Below are 16,808 nucleotides of genomic sequence, written 5' to 3'. Positions count from 1 at the left end.
GTGGAGGACGTCGTGCCGGACGCGGTGAGACCGCCCGGCGCGGACGGCGCCTGGGTGTCGCCGCCCGTGCTGCCGGCCGGCCACGTCAGGGTGGCGATGGCGCCGCCGGGGACGGTGTAGCTGGTCGCGCGGGGATCCACCGCCACACGGTGACGACCGGCTGACCGTGGCGGGGGCGCAAATCGGTGAACCTCGAACGTTCGGGTGAGATCAGGTACGTAACCGGCACGATAGTCTCGTGCCCGTGACGCGGGAGGCGCTTCCGTCGGCCGGTCCCGTGGCGGGGGTGGCCGCGTGGCGGTACGTGCAGGCGGCCGTGGTCGTCCTGCTGCTCGGGACCGTCTGGTGGGCCGCGTTCCTGGCGGGGTGGGTCGACTCCGAGGCGTTCGCCTACGTCTTCGTGCCGGTCGGTGGGGTCCTGGCCACCGCGTCCGTGCACCACATGCTGCTCGGCGGCGGCCTCGACCCGGTCGCACGGCGGTTCTGGCGCGGGCTGCGGGGCGCCATGGCGTTGATCACCATCGGGTACGCGTGGCTGGCGCTCGACATGCTCACGCACGCCGACGAGGCCCACACGCGCACGATGCCGGTCCTCGCGGCCGTGAGCGTCGGGATCGGGTTCCTGGCCGCGTTGTGGGCCGTGGCCCGGGTGCCGGTGATGCCGACCGGCGGCGCCGAGTGGTGGCGGATGCTGCTGGACCGCACGATCGGGTTCCTCGGCTGCGCGGCGGTCCTCTGGTACGCGGGGCTGGCGCCCATGCTGTCGGCCCGCGAGCCGTGGAGCCGGCAGGCGATGGTGCTGGTCGGGCTCGCGTTCGTGGCCGCGGTCGGCGCCGCGACGAAGGTGTCCTACGTCGCCGGCGGCCCCGTCGACCGGACCGCGATCCGGCTCATCGCGGCCAGCGGCGGCGTCACCGCCGGGATCGTCGCGGTGCTTGCCGTGCGGTTTGGGCTCATCGCCGCCGTGCCCGCGCAGGCGGTCGTGATGCCGCTGACGCCGGTGCTGGCAACGCTGGGCGTCGCGGCGCAGTGGCGGGCCAACCTGGGGCTGCGCCGCGACAGCGCCCGCAGCGGCAAGTGGCTGCCCTACCTGGCGGTGGTCGCGGTCGACCTGCCGCTGGTCGCGATGGCGTTCGGCGCGCCGCTGGAGTGGCCCGGCCGCGTCGTCGTGATCGCCGCCGTGCTGGTGACGGCGCTGGTCACGGCCCGGCAGTACCTCACGTTCCAGGACAACACGCGGCTGCTCGCCGACATGCGCGACCAGGAGGAGCGCCTGCGGTACGAGGTGAGCCACGACGCCCTGAGCGGCCTCGCCAACCGGGCGCTCTTCCGCGGCCGGATCGCGACGGCGCTGACCTCGCCCGACCCGGCCTGGGTGCTGCTGGTCGACCTGGACGACTTCAAGGCCGTCAACGACCTGCTCGGCCACGGCGTCGGCGACCGGCTGCTGGTCTCCGTCGCGCAGCTGCTGCAGGCCGAGGCGGGCACCGCCGGCCTGCCGGTGCGCGTCGGCGGCGACGAGTTCGCGGTGCTGCTCACCGGCCCCGGCGCCGACCCGGAGGACCTCGCCGCCCGGATCCTGGCCGCGCTCGACCAGCCGATCAGCGAACACCGGCTGCTGGTGCAGGCCAGCATCGGCATCGCCGAGGTGCGACCCGGTGCCACTGTCGACGCGGTGCTGCGCGACGCCGACGTCGCCATGTACACCGCGAAACAACGCGGCAAGGCCGGCTTCGTGCGCTACGTCGACGGCATGGGCGAGCCCGTCCTCGCGCACATGCAGCTCGGCGGCGAACTGCGGCGGGCCCTCGACGGCGGCGAGCTGCGGGTGCTGTACCAGCCGATCCTGCGCCTCGACGACCGCCGGCTCGTCGGGGTCGAGGCCCTCGTCCGCTGGCACCACCCGACCCGGGGCGTCATCAGCCCCGCCGAGTTCATCCCGGCGGCGGAGCGGACCGGGCTGATCGTCCCGCTCGGCCGGTTCGTGCTGCGCGAGACCTGCCGGCAGGCGGCGAAGTGGCTGGCCGAGTTCGGGCCGGACGCGCCGCTGCGGGCCGCCGCCAACGTCTCCGCGCGGCAGCTGCACGACCCCGACTTCGTCGCCGACGTCACCGCCGCCCTCGCCGACAGCGGGCTGCCCTGCGAGCGGCTCGTCCTCGAGGTGACGGAGTCCGCGGTGCTGCGCGGGCAGCAGGTTTCGCGGACGCTGTACGACCTCGACCGCATGGGCATCCGCCTGGCGCTGGACGACTTCGGCACGGGCGAGTCGTCGCTGAGCCTGCTGCGCGCGTTCCCCGCAGCCATCGTGAAGCTCGACAAGTCCTTCGTCGACGGCGTCGAGATCGACGACGGCCAGCCCGCCGCCGCCAGCGCCCGCCAGGCGGTCGCCCGCGCCGTCGTCCAGCTCGCCCACACCCTCGGCCTCGACACGGTCGCCGAGGGCATCGAGAGCGCCGAGCAGGCGGCGGTGCTGCGCGAGCTCGGGTACACCGTCGGCCAGGGCTACCACCTCGCCCGCCCGATGACCGCCGAGAGCGTGTCCGCCCTGCTGGCCCGCCAGCAGTCCCTCACCGCCGCCGCCGACCGCTGAGCCGCCGCCGACCGCTGAGCCGCCGCCGGCGGTCAGCCGGACAGCCAGCGCAGGGTGTCGGCGTAGAAGGCCGCGGTCCGGTCGGGCTGGTCGTCGCCGAGGAGGTCGGCGCCGACGGGGTGGCCACGGCCGGCGAGGAGCCAGGCGAGGAGGGCGTACGGCGCCCGGAACAGCGCGAGCTCCTCCGGCGGGACGTGCACGCGCTGACCGGGCACAGCGGGCGTGAGCGTGTCCCGCTCGTACACCGGGACGAGCGACACGATCCCCCACCGGCCGCCGCGGCGTTCGAGCCGGTAGACGATCCGCGTGTAGGAGACCAGGTCGGCGAGCGTCCCGCCGGCGTCGGTGCGGACCTCGATCGCGGCGGGGACCTCGGCGAACGCCCCGTCGCCGGCGACCTGGACGACCGGCGGCGACAGGCGGTGCACGCTGGCGTTGCCGGCGGCGGCCATGGCCCGGGAGGCGTCGACGAAGCCCGGGCCGTCTCCGGTGTACCAGCTGAGGGCGACCGTCGAGTCCGGCCAGTAGCAGGCGCGCATCTGGTCCCACCAGCCGCGGTCGTGGGCCTGGCGCTCCAGGAGCACCACCTGACCGGCTTCCCCGCCGCGCTCCGGCCCGCTCATGTGACCACCGTCCCGGCGAGGCGGTCCTTCGTCGCGGCCAGGTGCGCCGCGGACAGGTGCGCGCCGGCGCGCACGACGCCGGTGACGCGGTGCAGGAGCGCCTGTCCGCCCGCGACGCCAGCCCCGTGCGGTACCGCATCGGCGGCCGCCTGCCCCTCACCTCGACCGGCGTCGGGCTCGTCCTGCTCGCCGAGGCCCCGCCGCAGGTGCAGGAGGACGCGATCGCCGCATTCCTGCCCGACGACGGCGGCGACGACATCCACTCCCCCGCCGACCTGCGCCGCGCCCTCTCCGAGATCCGCCGCGGCGGCTACGCGTACGCCCGCCAGAGTTCCCCGTGGCCGATCAGCACGGTCGCCGCCCCCGTCCGCGGCCCGTCCGGCGTCGTCGCCGCGGTGTCGGTCGTCGCCCCCAGCCCGGGCTTCACGACGTCGTCCTACATCCCAGCCGTCCAGGCCGTCGCCCGCGCCATCTCCCGCCAGCTCGCCACCTGACCCCCGGCCCTGGGCTCCCGGCTCCGGCACTCTTCCTGTTCGTCCACACCGGGACTCAGCCGAGGGTCAGGACTCGAATCGACCCCGGCGCGACGAGAAAGTCCACGCTTCGCTCGTGCGGCACCCGTCGGAGTCTCCTCACAAACAGGTCGCTCAGCGGTGCGGCAAGGTCACGGGGCGAGAACACGTCAGGCCCGGTGCAGTCGGCGATCTCAGAGAGCCGCCACCATCGGAAGACCGTACCGGCGTCGGCCGCGGTTCTAGAGTCCGCGACTGCCGTCGATGGCCTCGCGGATGATGTCGGCGTGGCCGGCGTGCCGCGCTGTCTCCTGGATCAGGTGCATCGCCACCCAACGCAGGTTCTCGTCAACCAGGTCCGACCGCGCGCATCGCGCGTCGAGGTCGACGCCGGCCACGATCTCCCGGGACACCGCGATCTGCTCCAGGTAGTACGCCACAACACTCTCCACCGTGTCATCGCCGCTGAGAGCGAACGTGGCGTCCTGGCCTTCGTCCGCCACCGTCGGCCACTCGTCCGGAAAGTCTCGACCCGCGAAGATGATCTGAAACCATCGGCGCTCCCAGACAGCCGAGTGCTTCAGCAGACCCAGCAACGACAGCGAACTCACGGTCGCAGCCACCCGCGCATCCTTGTCGGACAAACCGTCGACCTTACGGATCAACGCATCCCGCGCCTGGTCGAGAAAGCCGCACAGAGCATCTCGCTCGGTCGCGGTCGAGAACGTGTCGGTCGCCACGTCGCAAACAATATCGACAGCGGCCACAGCTCGCGGCACCGCGTTTCGGGTACATCGGCGCCGGCCGGCCCTACGAGCGCCAACCCGGGAGCTTCCGCAGGAGCCCGGCCGGCCCGTGGTCCTCGGGTCCCGTCTCGAAGCCTGGGCCGTCGTGCTCCGAGGTGGCGTCCGGGTCGTTGCCGTGGGCCCGGGCGCGGCTGATCAGCGCGGCGAACACCGTCCCGCTGAAGACCAGCACGGCGATACCCACGGCGAGCACCCCGGCCAGCGTCGGATGCCACTGGTCGAGCCTCCGGACGTTGTCGCATGGCTGCCAACGCGAGTAGTGCACGGTGACGGTGTCGCCGGCCGAGATGTCGTCGCGGTCCGGGAAGACCTTGGTGGTGGCCTCACACCGGGTGCCGTCAGGCAGGACGAACACCGCGGCGTACCGCGGCGGCTGGTCGACGGTCACCGAGCCGACGGTGAGCGGCTGCTGCTCGACCCGCTGCGCGGTGGCAACGGCCTCGCCGCCGTGGGCGTCCTCCCACGTCTGCCACAGCACCATCCCCATGACGACCGCCAGGAACGTGCCCCAGATCCCCATCAACCAGCGCATGCCTTGAGGTATACACCCGCATCACGCTCAGCGTTGGCCCGCGGCGGAGCCGTTCGTCCACCTCCCGTGGAGCGGGTACGCGCACCGGCGGCTTGCCGTGCAGTGAATCACTCGTTCCCGGGCGCGCATTGACAGGCGCCCAGGAACACGAACCGAATGTGCGCCGTGCCAGCCCGTTCCGCTCAGGTCAAGACCGGGAACAGCTGGACCAAGCTCCGACCGGTTGCGGCCTCGATGAAGTCGACCGGCGGCGCCATCCCGGCGAGCAGCGCCGTCGTATGCGCCAAGCCGTCGGGAGGTACGTTCGGCGGCCGGCCAAGGGCGCGTTGAAGGTCGAGCAGGTGCACGGTCGCCTCCATGATGCCGATGCTGACGGCTTCGTCGAGGCGCAGGATCGCATACCCGAAGTAGTCCACGGCAATGGGGCCGAGCCGGCGCGCGGTCGCGATCGCCCGCGGTCCGGCGCCGGCGAACTGCTCGATCATCTGCGCAGTACTGTACGTGGCCGCATCTTCGCGGGCACCGGCCGCGGTCCGGTCCCGCCCGCGGTTGGCGACCCCGTCCGGGGTGTTGAAGTCCCGAAGGAGCGCGGCAGCCGTGGGGTGCGTGGGTTCGGCATCCCGGACCCGGTCCACCAGGCTTGTGAAAGCGAACGGCCATGAACCGGCGTGCGCGTACAGGCTCCGCACATCCCAGGTGCCGAGCCGGGTCGGCCGGCACCATTGCTCGTCGGTGAGCGCACGCCCGTGTTCCGCCCAGACCGACCAGAGCGTTTCGAGTGCCGTGAGGCGATCCTCGATCGTCATAGCTCGATGCTACCGACAGGCGACTGCTCGCAGCCGTCAACGGGATCAATTTCCAACGACGATCCAGACGATCACCCGGAGGTTCGCCGCTCCGCAGGTTTCTTCCATAGGCATCGATGATCCTGTAGCTTCTTTTCATCACGTACTGTCGATGCCTGGATCGGAGCTCGCCATGAACCTTTCCGCCGTGCTGTCCCGTGGGGCGGTGGTGTTCGTGCTGCTCGGGGTCGTCGTGCCCTTCGGCGGACCGGCCGCCGCAGCGCTGCCGGTCGTCGACATGGAGCAGGTCATGCTCGCCGCGCAGGTCGACCCGCCGAAGAGCGGCACCGGGCAGACTCCTGGCGCGGCGGCGAGCGTGCTGGAGGTCGAGCGGGCCCTGTCGGCGAAGGGTTTCCTGGCCTCGGCCTCGGTCGATGGGCACTACGGCACCTCGACCGTCGCGGCGTACGCGGCCTGGCAGCGCTCACTCGGATACTCGGGCCTGGACGCCAACGGGTATCCGGGGCCGTCGTCGCTGACCACGCTCGGCAGCGGCCGGTACACGGTCACCAGGCCGATCAGCACCGGGTCGCGGACCAGCTCGTACGGTGGCGAACGGGTCAACGCCAGGACCCGCGACATGCTCGCCGCGGCCGATGCCAAGCTGTCCTGGAGCATCACGCTCAGCCAGGGGTCCTACACGTCGGCGAACCCGAGCTCGGCCGGTACACATGACGCAGGCGGGGCGGTGGACATCTCGGTCGCCAGCCTGAGCACCACGCAGCGATGGCAGACCGTCCAGGCGCTCCGGACCGTCGGGTTCGCCGCCTGGCTGCGCAACCCGTCGCAGGGGGATTGGCCGTACCACATCCACGCCGTCGCGATCTCCGACACCGACCTGGCCACAGGGGCGGCCAACCAGGTCCACGACTACTACTTCGGCAAGAACGGGCTGGCCAACCACGCTGCGGACGACACGCCGTCAGCCTATCGAGTGGCGTTCACGTGGTGGGAGAAGTCCCGACGGTAACCGTCACGACAACAACGGCCGACCCCATCGCCGGGTCGGCCGTTGTTTCGGTGCGGTCACATCGAGGCGTGTGTGCCATCCTCCTCCTGTCGAGATCCACAACCACGGGGAGCCCGCCTTGCACACGCGCCGGAGACTGACCGCCCTGGCTCTCGCCCTGGCCGCCGCCGCGACGCTCGCCGCCGGCTGCGAGGGCACCCCCAGCGTCACCTCGCCCGCCGCGAGCACGACCGGCACCGCGAGCGCGGCACCCGCCGCGAGCACCGCTCCCAGCGTCACCGTCGCGTCGGTGTGCCAGGCGATCGACGACGTCTACGCGCCAGAGCGGCTGATCCTGACGAGCACGTGGGGCCAGTACGTCACCGCCACGAACCAGGGCGACACGACCAAGGCCGCCGAACTGAAGGCGAAGCTCGAGGAGATGGTCCCGCGGCTGAGCAAGGCGGCCCGCGCCGAGGTCGCGAAGTCGCCGGACGCCGGCCAGCGGGCGGCCCTGGAGCAGTACCTGGACGCGGTCGACGAGTGGTACACCAAGCCCTCCTCCGGCGACGCCGTCACCCTGCTGGAGAAGGGCGTCGAGGCCGCGCAGCAGTACTGCCCGAAGATCCGCTGACCCTCACCGCCGGCGCCACACAGTCAGGCGACCCGAGGCACGCCATCCGGCCATGTCAGGCATCGCACTCCCACATGTCGTCCAGCGGAGTCTCGACGATGTCAACAATCGGTTCACGCAAGCTGAACTACTGCTTGCACAAGGACGTCGGCGAACTCCTGACGGAGCACGATCGTCCGACCCTGCTGCGGTTCGGCGAGATACCAGGGCCGCGTCACCGGCAGCGCCACCGCTGCCAACTCGATGTGTTCGTCGGTCCCGTCCGCCTCGGCGAACTTGTGCACAACCAGTCCGGTCGTCGGGTCGCTGGTCTGCACGAGCAGCGGTTCGGAGCGGTGCCACCGCTCGAACGCATCGTTGATGTCGCCCTCGACCCCGTAGGCGGTACACGCCGACCGCGTGCACCAATTCGGATGGCTCTGCATGTCCATTCGTTCCTCCCAGCCGCAAGGGTTGTCGGTGGTCGCTCCTGCTGGTCTCCCACGTCAGTACATTGCGGGCTGCCGCAGGACGGTGACACGTCCCGAAGGCAGGTTCGCCGCCACCCGTGTAAAGGCCGTTGCACAGCAACAGCCGTGACCGTATGTGCCGTGACAGGTCGAAGAAGACACTGCGAGGGAGGGACACTGCCGGTCTCCCCCACGCCGCGGCGTCAGGGTTACCGTGCCAGACCGGCGGCTTCGAGCAACGGGTCGAGGTCGGCTCGGATCGACGGCGTGCAGCGGGCACTGAGGTGCCGCAGCGTCTCCTGAGCAGTTGGGTTGTACCTCAGCTCGTCACGAGAGTCGCGCAGCACCCGACCCATCATGTGGACGGCGGCCACGACGTTGCCGCGTCGCGTGTAGCAGCGGGCTGCGTCGATGTGGAACGTGAGTCGTCGTTCCACGGAGGGTGCGTTGCGGGCGTCGGTGCGCTCGACGAGTTCGGCGGCTTCCCGCGTGCGGCCCAGCTCGATCGCGGTGAAGATGCGATGCAGCGCCACATTGGTCGGCCCGAACGCCATCCGGTGATAGTTCGTCTCACCTGTGCGTGCCGCGATCTCCGCTGCCGCGTCAAGGAGACACTGCGCGTCCCGAGCGTCGTCTTCCCGGGCCGCCTCGGTGGCGCCGAGCAGGTGCAGGCCGCCGTAGACCGCAAGCCGTGCCGGAGCCGACTGGTCATCGACGAGCCGGGCCAGCCGGACGATCGCTTGGCGGATCACGCTACGGGCCTGCGCCGTCTTGCCTTGCGCCGAAAGAATCATGGCGAGGTTCCACGCCGCCGCAGCGGCAAGGTCGGGATCGTCTGCGTCGATCGCGCAGGCGACGGCCCGATCTGCCACCACCCACGACAGGTCGTACTCGCCGACGCGCTTGGTCCAGGTCCGGGCCAGTTGATACACCGAGCTGGCAGTGGCCAGCGCCTGCCGTCGTTCCTCGCCAGACGCCGCATCGACCTGGACCTGCGCCAGACCGATCGCTTCGGTGAGGTACTGCCCGACCGCGTCATAGCGGAAGGCCGACGGCTCCTGCCAGGTACTCCATGCCCGAGCTGCCATCCGCTGCACTCGCGCCAATCCGACCGGCTCGGCACCTTGACCGCGTTGCAGAACCGCCGTGCGTACTGCGTCAACCGCCGGATGACCGCGCCGGCCGTCCGGCATCAGGGACAACGGCACGCCGGTCAGCTCCCTCAGGTCGGACACCCGCAGGATCTGTGCGAACAGCACCAGCTGCGAGAAGCGGGTCACCGTCCGGGTGCCCGCTTCTATCTTCTTCATCATCGACAGTGAGATGCCGGCAAGGCCGGCGAGCTCGTCCTGGGTGAGACCGCGCCGCTGACGATACTGGGCGATGCGCTGTCCGATCGCCCATTCGTCGATCTCCATGCCGCCACCCCTCGTGCGCATCGTGACCGGTTGTACTCCGCAGGCTACGCCGCCGCCTGGCAGACTCGGGTGATGATCCTGCCTCGAGCCGCCCGCCGGCTGCTCCTCTGGGACGTCGACCACACGCTCATCGAGACCCGCGGGCTGGGCGGCGAGCTCTACGCGAACGCGTTCCACACCGCCACCGGCGTCCGCATGATGCACAAGGCGGAGGTGACCGGGCAGACCGAACCGTCGATCCTCACCGCGACACTACGGCTGCACGGCATCGACTCCGACGAACCGTATCTGTCGCGGTACCAGGCCGAGCTACCCGTCGAGTACGACCGCCATCGCGACGACCTCGCCCGCCGCGGCAGGGTCCTGCCCGGAGCGACCGCGACACTCACTGCCGTCGCCGCGCAGCCGCAGATCGTGCAGTCGGTACTGACCGGCAACCTGCGGCAGGTCGCCCGCATCAAACTCGAGGTGTTCGACCTTGACCGGTACGTCGATCTCGACGTCGGCGCCTACGGCGACGACGACACCGACCGGCCCAAGCTCGTCGCCATCGCGCAACGCCGGGCGACAGCCACGTACGGGACGGTGTTCGACCGGGACAACACCATCGTGATCGGCGACAGCAGCCACGACATCCGCACCGGGCTGCTGGGTGGCGCGCACGCCGTCGGTGTCGCCTCAGGCGGCGAGTCAGTCGAGCAGCTCCAAACCACCGGTGCTGTCACCGCATGGAGCGATCTGACCGACACCGACGCCATCGTCGCATGGCTGACCAGCCCCTGAACCCGCTTCATCGTGCGACTCTCCGGCGCATCGGCGGACGGGCGGTTGCGCGATGTACCAGATGTGGAAGCGCACACGGTCCTGCGACGAGCCCGCCCGATCACCTTGTGAGTTGCGTGGCCTCATCAGCAGTGGACATACACCTGAGTTGCCCTGTTCCTGGCCTCGGTACCCGCATCTGGCAGCGATCGATGCCCGACGCCCACTGAGAACAGCGGCGTTCCCGAGTCGAAGAACTGTGCGAGCCCGTGCGAGCGGTTGAACACCGCGGACTCGATCCGGTCCTGCCAGCCGAACGTCGACAGGTCCTGCCATCCGCAATCGTGGACCTCGCCCCGGGGAAACCCGAAGTCGGGCCGATCGTAGAAGCACACCGAGCCCAGCGGGCAGTCGACCGCCCTGCCGCCGGCCACGGTGATCACCACCGCACCGCCGTTGTAGCTGACCTGTCCCGGACCCGTCTGCCGTCCCCCGGGATTCGCGGCGAGGTACAGGTCCACCTTGCGCTGCACGTCGGCAGCGGCGCCCGGGGCGGGGCGCGTTCCCGGCAGGAGCAGCGTGCCGGCGAGCAACACCAGGCACGCGACCCTCTTGAACGCCTCAGCGCGCCGGTGCGCGGCACGCCGGTGCATGACGTCGGCGATCCCGGCCGCCGCGTCGATGGACGCCGCCTCGACGAACCGATCCTCGGCCTCGCGGGCCAGCCTTCCGAACTCCTTCACGCGTCCCCCTCCCCCAGGGCAAGCACAACCGACGGCAGGTGCAGCCCCCGCCGGATCCTCTGCTTATGGCTGCGCACCGTCGACTGCGTGATCCTGAGCGCGTCCGCCACGTCGCCGGTACTCATCCCGGACGCGCTCAACACCGCCACGGCCCGCTCCTGAACGCTCATCCCCTCCAACGCGGCCATCAGGTCATGCGCGAACTCCACCTCGACGTCGAAGGGCGCCGCGGACGTCTCCCGCCGCCCGCCGAGCTGGACGAGGGCCTTGACCTGGACGGCGATGCGCCGCCGAGCACTCAGCGCCTGCTTCCCGGCGACTCCGGCGGCGTACCTGAGGTTGTCATCGAACGTGCGCGCGCGACGCTGGTCCCACTTCTCCAGCATCACCAACATGGCCTCTTGAGCGACGTCCCAGGCCAGCTCCTTGTTGCCGGTGATGCACAACGCCCGGAACAGCACCCGGGCGAACGCCTCCTTGTAGAACGTCTCGTAACCTTCGTACCGGCTCACCGCTCCGGCCTGGCCACGACCACCTCAGCGCCCCGGGCCGTGCAACTCCACCTGACCACGCACCTCCCCCGCGATCGCAGCGCCACCCGCTCGGCGGCCCGCACCGCCGAGACATGCCGCACCGTTACGAAGGCCTCCCGCACCCCGACCGCAACCAACCCCACAAGCAGAGCCCACACCTGCGCCATCCGGTCTCCGTCCTCCCTGCCGGCACTCCCACGAGCGCGCCCGCAACGTACTCGCACGGCAGCCGGAAAACCGTCCACGCACCACCTCGCCGTCAGCGCCTCCTTCGCCGCGGCAGCAGCGAGCGTGATGGTCAGACGACGACGGCGACCTCGTCGTGTGTCACGAACTCGTCCCACCGTGTCAGAGCACGGCGGGCGGTCTGCTCCACCACGGCCCGCTCGGGCTCCTCGCCCGCGAACGCACGCACGTCGTCCATGCTCGCGAAGAACGTGATGGAGGTGAACAGCACTTCCCCGCCGTCGCGACGGCGCAACAGCCGCGCGCCGCGGAATCCCGGCACCTGCCCCAGGTGCTCAGCGACATCGGTCTCGTAGTGATGCTGGTAGTCGTCGGCCGTCGACGGCGAAGCCCAGCCCCGCCATGTCCGTGCGATCATCCTGTACCTACATTCCAAAGTGGTCGGTGCTTGTCGACTGACGTCGGCGTTCCATGATGAGCGCCTCGCCGTGCTGGCCGACGCGGCGGAACCCGGCCTTCTCCCATGCGCGGATCGCGCGGGCGTTGGTCGCGACCGGGTCGACGGTGACGCGTGTCCAGTGCAGGTGCTGCAGGAGGTGGCGCGCCAGCGTGTCGGCAGCGTCCGGTCCGTAGCCGCGTCCACGCCCGTGCGGTTCGAGGATCAGGTCGATCCCGCCCTCGAACTCGCCGGCGTGCCAGTACTGGGCGTACCCGACCGGCGCGTCGACGGCCAGGACGATGAAGGACTCGACCTCGGGCCGGCGCCGTCCGATGTACTTCGCGGCCACCTGCTCACGCGTGAGGGGCGCATCCCCCCAGTGGTCGATGAAGCTTGGATCGCCGAACCAGCCCGCGAGAAGATCCAGGTCTTCCTCGGTGACCGGGCGCAGCCGGGCCATGCGACCGATGAGAACGCCGTGGTCCTGACTCTGACGCGCCACTTCGAGATTGCATCACACCGCGCCGTGGGAGGAGTGCGCGTGGTCACGTGCGGGTGCGCATGAGGACGAGCGGAATCACGGCGAGGGCGAGCAGCGGGACGGAGTCGTCGGGCGGTGGCCGAGACGAGGCCGGTGACGGCGAGGTCGTGGGCCGCAGGTGGACCGGAGTCATGGTCATGGCCGCGACCATGACGAGCCGGGTGTGGACCATGGTGGCGGCCCCGGCGGTCACGGTCGCGGACGCCGGCCGGGTTGCGGGCGGATGAGCGGCGGGCGCGGCCGGGGCAGACAGGGTGTGGGAGATCAGCAGCGGGTCGGGGCGCAGCGGCAGGAACAGGATCATGCCGGCGAACGCGTCGGACGCGCTCCGGCAGCACCTGGCCGACAACTACGCCCCACCTGCCTCGCGCACCCACGTGGACGGCTCGCCGACCGCAAGATAGCGGTGTGGGCACCGCGAGGCGGCGCCCACACCGTGGGCACTACAGGGTGCGGCCGTGCCAGCGGGACAGGGCGGCGCGGGCGGCGCGGCGGCCGACGGTGGCGCCGGTCTCGTCGGTGGTGCGGTAGTGGACGCCTTCCCAGACGCGGGCGTCGATGTTGTCGCGGGTGAGCTGGTGCCAGGAGGTGTAGCGCAGCGTCACGTCGGGCGCGGCGGTGCTGGTCAGGTCGAACGCCGCGCGGGGCGGGCCGGCCAGGGTGTCGAGGACGGCCTGCGCGGCGCCGGCGTAGGTGGTGTGGCCGCTCGGGTACTCGGGGTGCGCGGGCGTGGCGAGCAGCGGCGTCCACGCCGGATCGGGGGCGACCGCGCCGGTGCGGATCTCGGTGACCGGGCGCCAGGCCAGGTAGCGGTACTTGGCGCGGTACGTGGTGATCTGCGCGTCGATGGTGGCGGCGTGGAAGACCGCGACGAGCGCGATCCGGTCGGCGAGGGAACGGCGGGCGGCGCTGTGCGAGCCCTGCGGCGCGAGCGTGGTGCGCAGCGCGCCGGTGTACCCGTTGAGCGACGTCTGCGCCCAGAACCTGGCGACGGCGGTCTGCTGCGAGGTGCGCACGGTGCTCGCGGCGGCGCCGACCGCTCGGATCTCGGCCAGGTCGCGCTGGTGCACGGCGCCGGCCAGGGCCGGCGGCGGGCCGGGCTGCAGCGGCTCGACGTCGCGGATCAGGAACGGCCGGCCGTCGCCCTGGCCGGACTGGACGGGCGCGGCGAACGCGGGCGGCGTCGGCTGCCACACGCCCGGCGCGGCCGGCGGCACGGTGAACGGCCGGTTGACCGAGGCGAGGTCGAGCCCGTCGCCGGTGCGTTCGGCGAGCACGCCGGTGGCGGCGTCGACCCCGGCACGCACCGCCCGGTCGGCGTGCCGGCCGCCGATCCGTGCGACGGTGGCGGCGAGCGCCGCGTCGAGGGTCGCGGCGGCGGCCGGCGTGATCGTCACGAGCGTGTGGTGGACGGCGGCGGCGAGCGCCAGCTCGCTGCGCGTGGCGGCGACCGCCCGGCCGGCGGCGATCCAGGCGACCGCCCAGGTGCGGCTGTTGGTGACCTGCTGCGGGCCGGTGATGACGCCGATGGTCGCGGCGGTCAGGTCGTACCACTCCAGCAGGGTGTCCACGCGACCGCCGGCGGCCTCGGCGCGGCCGGGCAGCGTGAGCGCGCCGACGGCGCCGGCGCCCGCGGAGGCGAGTAGCAGGCGGCGGGAGAGCATCGATGTCTGCATGCCGCAGACAATAACCCGCCTATTCCTATCGGATCAATATACAACGACTCCAGTCAGTGGCGACCGCTGGCGTACGCGGTGAACCGGGCGAGCGCGGCGAAGTCGTCGACCGCGTCCCGGGCGGCGACCTGCTCCAGCGGATGACCCTGGATGAGCCGCTTGACGGGCACCTCGAGCTTCTTGCCGGTGCGGGTGTGCGGGATCGCGGGCACGGCGATGACGTCGTCGGGGACGTGCCGCGGCGACGCCTGGGCCCGGATCGCGGCCTTCACCCGCGCGACGAGCACGTCGGTGAGCGGGGCGTCGCCGACGAGGACGACGAACAGGACCAGCCAGTAGGCGCCGTCGCCGAGCTCGGCGCCGATGACGAGCGAGTCGCGGATCTGCGGGAGGCCGTCGACGACGGCGTAGATGTCGGCGCTGCCGAGGCGCACGCCGTGCCGGTTGAGCGTCGAGTCGGAGCGCCCCGACACCACGACGCTGCCCCGCGGAGTGGTCAGCATCCAGTCGCCGTGCCGCCACACGCCCGGGAAGGCGTCGAAGTACGCCTCCCGGTACCGCGACCCGTCGGGGTTCCGCCAGAAGTACAGTGGCATCGACGGCATCGGCCGAGTCGCACACCCTCGCCGTGCAGCCCCTCGGCGACCAGCCCCTCCCCGAGTACATCCAGAGCCGCTACGACCTGCACGCCACCCTCGTCGACGCCATCGCAGCCCGCGACGAGCACCGCGCCCTCGCCCTCATCCGCGAACACAACATGACCGCCCCCCGCCGCCCTGGACCCGACCGGCTGACCCCGCCGCCGCCCTCCTTAGGATCGCCGGGATGTACGAGCCCGAACGCGACGCGGGCAGCGTCGCGGCCATGCCATTGCCCGGTGGCGGCTACGGCGCGTGCCAGGTGACGTCCGGCTCCGCGGTGGCCGCGCTGGCCTGGTGGTCGCACGACCCGCCGACCCTCGACGACCTCCGCACCGCCCGCCCCCTGGAGCCGACCCACCACGGACAGGGCGGCCTCCTCATGCACCTCCACGCCACCCTCCACCCGATCCCACCCGAGTTCGAGTGGCTCGGCCACCTCCCGGTCCCCGCCGAACTCCGCGACCCGCCGGCGACCTACGCGGATTGGACCACCCTGCAGCATGCCGCCGCGGCGCAGCGGCGGTGGGACGCGCTCGTGCCCGCTGCGGCGCGGGCGGCGTACCTGTCGGGCCGCTCCGGCGTGCTCGGCGACTTCGGCGCCGGCCTGCTGCAGGTCAGCACGAACGCCCGCCGGCTGGACCTCACCGCCCCCGGCGCCGTGCCGCACACCGGCGCGGTCGACTGGCGGGCACTGGACGGCTTCCCCAGCTGCACCGAGCTGGCCTGGTCCGGCGCCGACCGCGGGCTCGCCGCGGCGCTGGCCGCCAGGCCGTGCATCGACACGCTCGTGTGGACGGACGCGCCGTCCACAGTGGACCTGAGCGGCACCGCGCTGGCCGAGCTGCGGGTGACCGGCCCGGCGGTCTCGCTGGTGCGGCTTCCGGCCGCGCTGCAGCGCCTCATGCTCGACGGCGCGGGCCTGCCCGGCAGGATCGTCGCGCCGGGGCGGCTCTGGCTCGCGGTCGACGGTGCGGGCGTCGGCACGGTGCTGCCGAGCGGTCTCGACCAGGTGCCGGTGGCGGACCTCCGGGGTGCGGGCACGGTGTCGGTGGCGGGACTTCGCGAAGCGCTGCCCGGGCTGCGGTCGCTGCGCGTACGGTGGCAGCGACCGCCGGGAGACCTCCATGGGGCCGCCGGTCTGGCCGGGCTCGACGGGCTCACCGTCGTCGAGCTCTCCGGCGCGTACGGGCTGCACGCCGACACGCTGCCGGACCTGCCCGGACTGCGGGTGCTCACCGCCGACGGGCTGCGCACCTCGGCGGCGGCCGAGCTACGGCGGCGGCACCGTGGCGGCGGCGTGCGGCTGACGCTGCGCGGGGCCAAGTCCGACACGTGGCTCGCGGCGAACCTCGACAACCCGTTCCGCGACTGGGCCGACGACCACCCGCGCGCCGCCACCGTCGCATGCAAGGCATACGCCGATGCGGCACGGGCGATCGCGGCGAACACCGCAGACCCGCGGCAGATCCTGCTCACCATGGTGGGCCGCTTCAACACCATCCACGCGTCGCTGCTCGCCCTGGACACACTCCGGCGCGAGCAGGTCGGCGACGCCGTCGCGGTGCTGGCCGGGCGGGCCGGAGTCCCGGCGGACGAGGCGTTCGAGGCGTTCGACTTCTGACACACCACCACCGGAGCACGGGGCGGTGTGGTGGCCGGACCTTCGCGCCGTGACGGATCGCCGACAGCCTGGCGCAATCGGCTCGCAAGTCCTGTGGCGTTCACTGAGATCCGTCACCGCCGTCCCCCTCCGGCGGGCCACCCGGAGCCAGGACCCCGGACGGCATGACGCGCGCGTGGCACCGGTGTCTGCCGGCACCGGTGCCACGCACCTCACCGGACCCGGATCCCGACCGGGCAGCCCGGCTCGTCCAGCGGCGTGCGCCGGGCGGCCGCGGTGACTCCCGCGCCCGCCCCGCGATCAGGGTG

Annotated in this window: 19 protein-coding genes; 6 read left to right on the top strand and 13 right to left on the bottom strand. The window is 72.0% G+C overall.

The window, feature by feature from the left end; all coding sequences use genetic code 11:
* The first annotated feature begins 238 nt into the window (after positions 1-238).
* On the top strand, positions 239-2,590 hold the full coding sequence (locus AB0I21_RS06470) for an EAL domain-containing protein (protein WP_360559395.1): 2,352 nt from the start codon (positions 239-241) through the stop codon (positions 2,588-2,590).
* A gap of 32 nt (positions 2,591-2,622) precedes the next feature.
* Here the strand turns inward: AB0I21_RS06470 and AB0I21_RS06465 are convergent, their stop codons facing one another.
* Positions 2,623-3,213: a nuclear transport factor 2 family protein gene (locus tag AB0I21_RS06465; protein ID WP_360559394.1), complete on the bottom strand. Its 591-nt coding sequence runs from the start codon at positions 3,211-3,213 to the stop codon at positions 2,623-2,625.
* A gap of 41 nt (positions 3,214-3,254) precedes the next feature.
* On the opposite strand from AB0I21_RS06465, the gene AB0I21_RS06460 reads away from it, so the two are divergent.
* On the top strand, positions 3,255-3,707 hold the full coding sequence (locus AB0I21_RS06460; protein WP_360559393.1) for an IclR family transcriptional regulator C-terminal domain-containing protein: 453 nt from the start codon (positions 3,255-3,257) through the stop codon (positions 3,705-3,707).
* A gap of 260 nt (positions 3,708-3,967) precedes the next feature.
* Here the strand turns inward: AB0I21_RS06460 and AB0I21_RS06455 are convergent, their stop codons facing one another.
* The 3 genes from AB0I21_RS06455 to AB0I21_RS06445 all read right to left on the bottom strand — a co-directional run bounded on the left by AB0I21_RS06455 (position 3,968) and on the right by AB0I21_RS06445 (position 5,869).
* A complete protein-coding gene (locus tag AB0I21_RS06455; RefSeq protein WP_360559392.1) occupies positions 3,968-4,465 on the bottom strand; it encodes a DinB family protein in 498 nt (165 codons plus the stop codon).
* A gap of 70 nt (positions 4,466-4,535) precedes the next feature.
* Positions 4,536-5,063, bottom strand: coding sequence for a DUF3592 domain-containing protein (locus AB0I21_RS06450; RefSeq protein WP_360559391.1), 528 nt, complete (start codon positions 5,061-5,063; stop codon positions 4,536-4,538).
* A 182-nt stretch (positions 5,064-5,245) separates the two neighbouring features.
* Complete coding sequence (locus AB0I21_RS06445; RefSeq protein ID WP_360559390.1) at positions 5,246-5,869, bottom strand: maleylpyruvate isomerase family mycothiol-dependent enzyme; 624 nt, start codon at positions 5,867-5,869, stop codon at positions 5,246-5,248.
* 172 nt (positions 5,870-6,041) lie between these two features.
* On the opposite strand from AB0I21_RS06445, the gene AB0I21_RS06440 reads away from it, so the two are divergent.
* A complete protein-coding gene (locus AB0I21_RS06440) occupies positions 6,042-6,878 on the top strand; it encodes a peptidoglycan-binding protein (RefSeq protein ID WP_360559389.1) in 837 nt (278 codons plus the stop codon).
* Positions 6,879-6,996: 118 nt separating this feature from the next.
* Positions 6,997-7,491, top strand: coding sequence for a hypothetical protein (locus tag AB0I21_RS06435; protein ID WP_360559388.1), 495 nt, complete (start codon positions 6,997-6,999; stop codon positions 7,489-7,491).
* A 113-nt stretch (positions 7,492-7,604) separates the two neighbouring features.
* On the opposite strand, the gene AB0I21_RS06430 is transcribed toward AB0I21_RS06435, so the two are convergent.
* Both AB0I21_RS06430 and AB0I21_RS06425 read right to left on the bottom strand, forming a co-directional pair.
* Positions 7,605-7,922, bottom strand: a complete 318-nt coding sequence (locus AB0I21_RS06430; protein WP_360559387.1) for a hypothetical protein — start codon at positions 7,920-7,922, stop codon at positions 7,605-7,607.
* Positions 7,923-8,149: 227 nt separating this feature from the next.
* Complete coding sequence (locus AB0I21_RS06425) at positions 8,150-9,358, bottom strand: helix-turn-helix transcriptional regulator (protein WP_360559386.1); 1,209 nt, start codon at positions 9,356-9,358, stop codon at positions 8,150-8,152.
* 72 nt (positions 9,359-9,430) lie between these two features.
* Between AB0I21_RS06425 and AB0I21_RS06420 the strand changes: the two genes are divergently transcribed.
* Positions 9,431-10,141 carry a haloacid dehalogenase-like hydrolase gene (locus AB0I21_RS06420; RefSeq protein WP_360559385.1) on the top strand — a complete coding sequence of 237 codons (711 nt, stop codon included), beginning with the start codon at positions 9,431-9,433 and terminating at the stop codon, positions 10,139-10,141.
* A gap of 125 nt (positions 10,142-10,266) precedes the next feature.
* Here AB0I21_RS06420 and AB0I21_RS06415 read toward each other — a convergent pair whose 3' ends face one another.
* The 7 genes from AB0I21_RS06415 to AB0I21_RS06385 all read right to left on the bottom strand — a co-directional run bounded on the left by AB0I21_RS06415 (position 10,267) and on the right by AB0I21_RS06385 (position 14,843).
* The gene (locus AB0I21_RS06415) at positions 10,267-10,863 is read right to left on the bottom strand and encodes a hypothetical protein (protein ID WP_360559384.1); all 597 of its coding nucleotides are present in this window, start codon (positions 10,861-10,863) and stop codon (positions 10,267-10,269) included.
* Positions 10,860-11,375 carry a sigma-70 family RNA polymerase sigma factor gene (locus AB0I21_RS06410; RefSeq protein ID WP_360559383.1) on the bottom strand — a complete coding sequence of 172 codons (516 nt, stop codon included), beginning with the start codon at positions 11,373-11,375 and terminating at the stop codon, positions 10,860-10,862. The genes AB0I21_RS06415 and AB0I21_RS06410 overlap by 4 nt, the downstream gene beginning before the upstream one ends.
* A 319-nt stretch (positions 11,376-11,694) precedes the next feature.
* A complete protein-coding gene (locus tag AB0I21_RS06405) occupies positions 11,695-12,000 on the bottom strand; it encodes an antibiotic biosynthesis monooxygenase (protein WP_360559382.1) in 306 nt (101 codons plus the stop codon).
* 7 nt (positions 12,001-12,007) lie between these two features.
* Positions 12,008-12,481: a GNAT family N-acetyltransferase gene (locus AB0I21_RS06400; RefSeq protein WP_360559381.1), complete on the bottom strand. Its 474-nt coding sequence runs from the start codon at positions 12,479-12,481 to the stop codon at positions 12,008-12,010.
* Between the two features lie 85 nt (positions 12,482-12,566).
* Positions 12,567-12,866, bottom strand: coding sequence for a hypothetical protein (locus AB0I21_RS06395; RefSeq protein WP_360559380.1), 300 nt, complete (start codon positions 12,864-12,866; stop codon positions 12,567-12,569).
* Between the two features lie 139 nt (positions 12,867-13,005).
* Positions 13,006-14,238, bottom strand: coding sequence for a vanadium-dependent haloperoxidase (locus tag AB0I21_RS06390; RefSeq protein WP_360559379.1), 1,233 nt, complete (start codon positions 14,236-14,238; stop codon positions 13,006-13,008).
* Between the two features lie 53 nt (positions 14,239-14,291).
* Positions 14,292-14,843: a hypothetical protein gene (locus tag AB0I21_RS06385; RefSeq protein ID WP_360559378.1), complete on the bottom strand. Its 552-nt coding sequence runs from the start codon at positions 14,841-14,843 to the stop codon at positions 14,292-14,294.
* 220 nt (positions 14,844-15,063) lie between these two features.
* On the opposite strand from AB0I21_RS06385, the gene AB0I21_RS06380 reads away from it, so the two are divergent.
* Positions 15,064-16,500, top strand: a complete 1,437-nt coding sequence (locus AB0I21_RS06380; protein ID WP_360559377.1) for a hypothetical protein — start codon at positions 15,064-15,066, stop codon at positions 16,498-16,500.
* The last annotated feature ends 308 nt before the right edge of the window (positions 16,501-16,808 follow it).

The organism is Dactylosporangium sp. NPDC050588, assembly GCF_040654975.1.
Classification (GTDB): Bacteria; Actinomycetota; Actinomycetes; order Mycobacteriales; family Micromonosporaceae; genus Dactylosporangium; species Dactylosporangium maewongense.
Note: the sequence above shows the minus strand (reverse complement) of the source record. Positions and strands in the feature narration are given on the sequence as shown.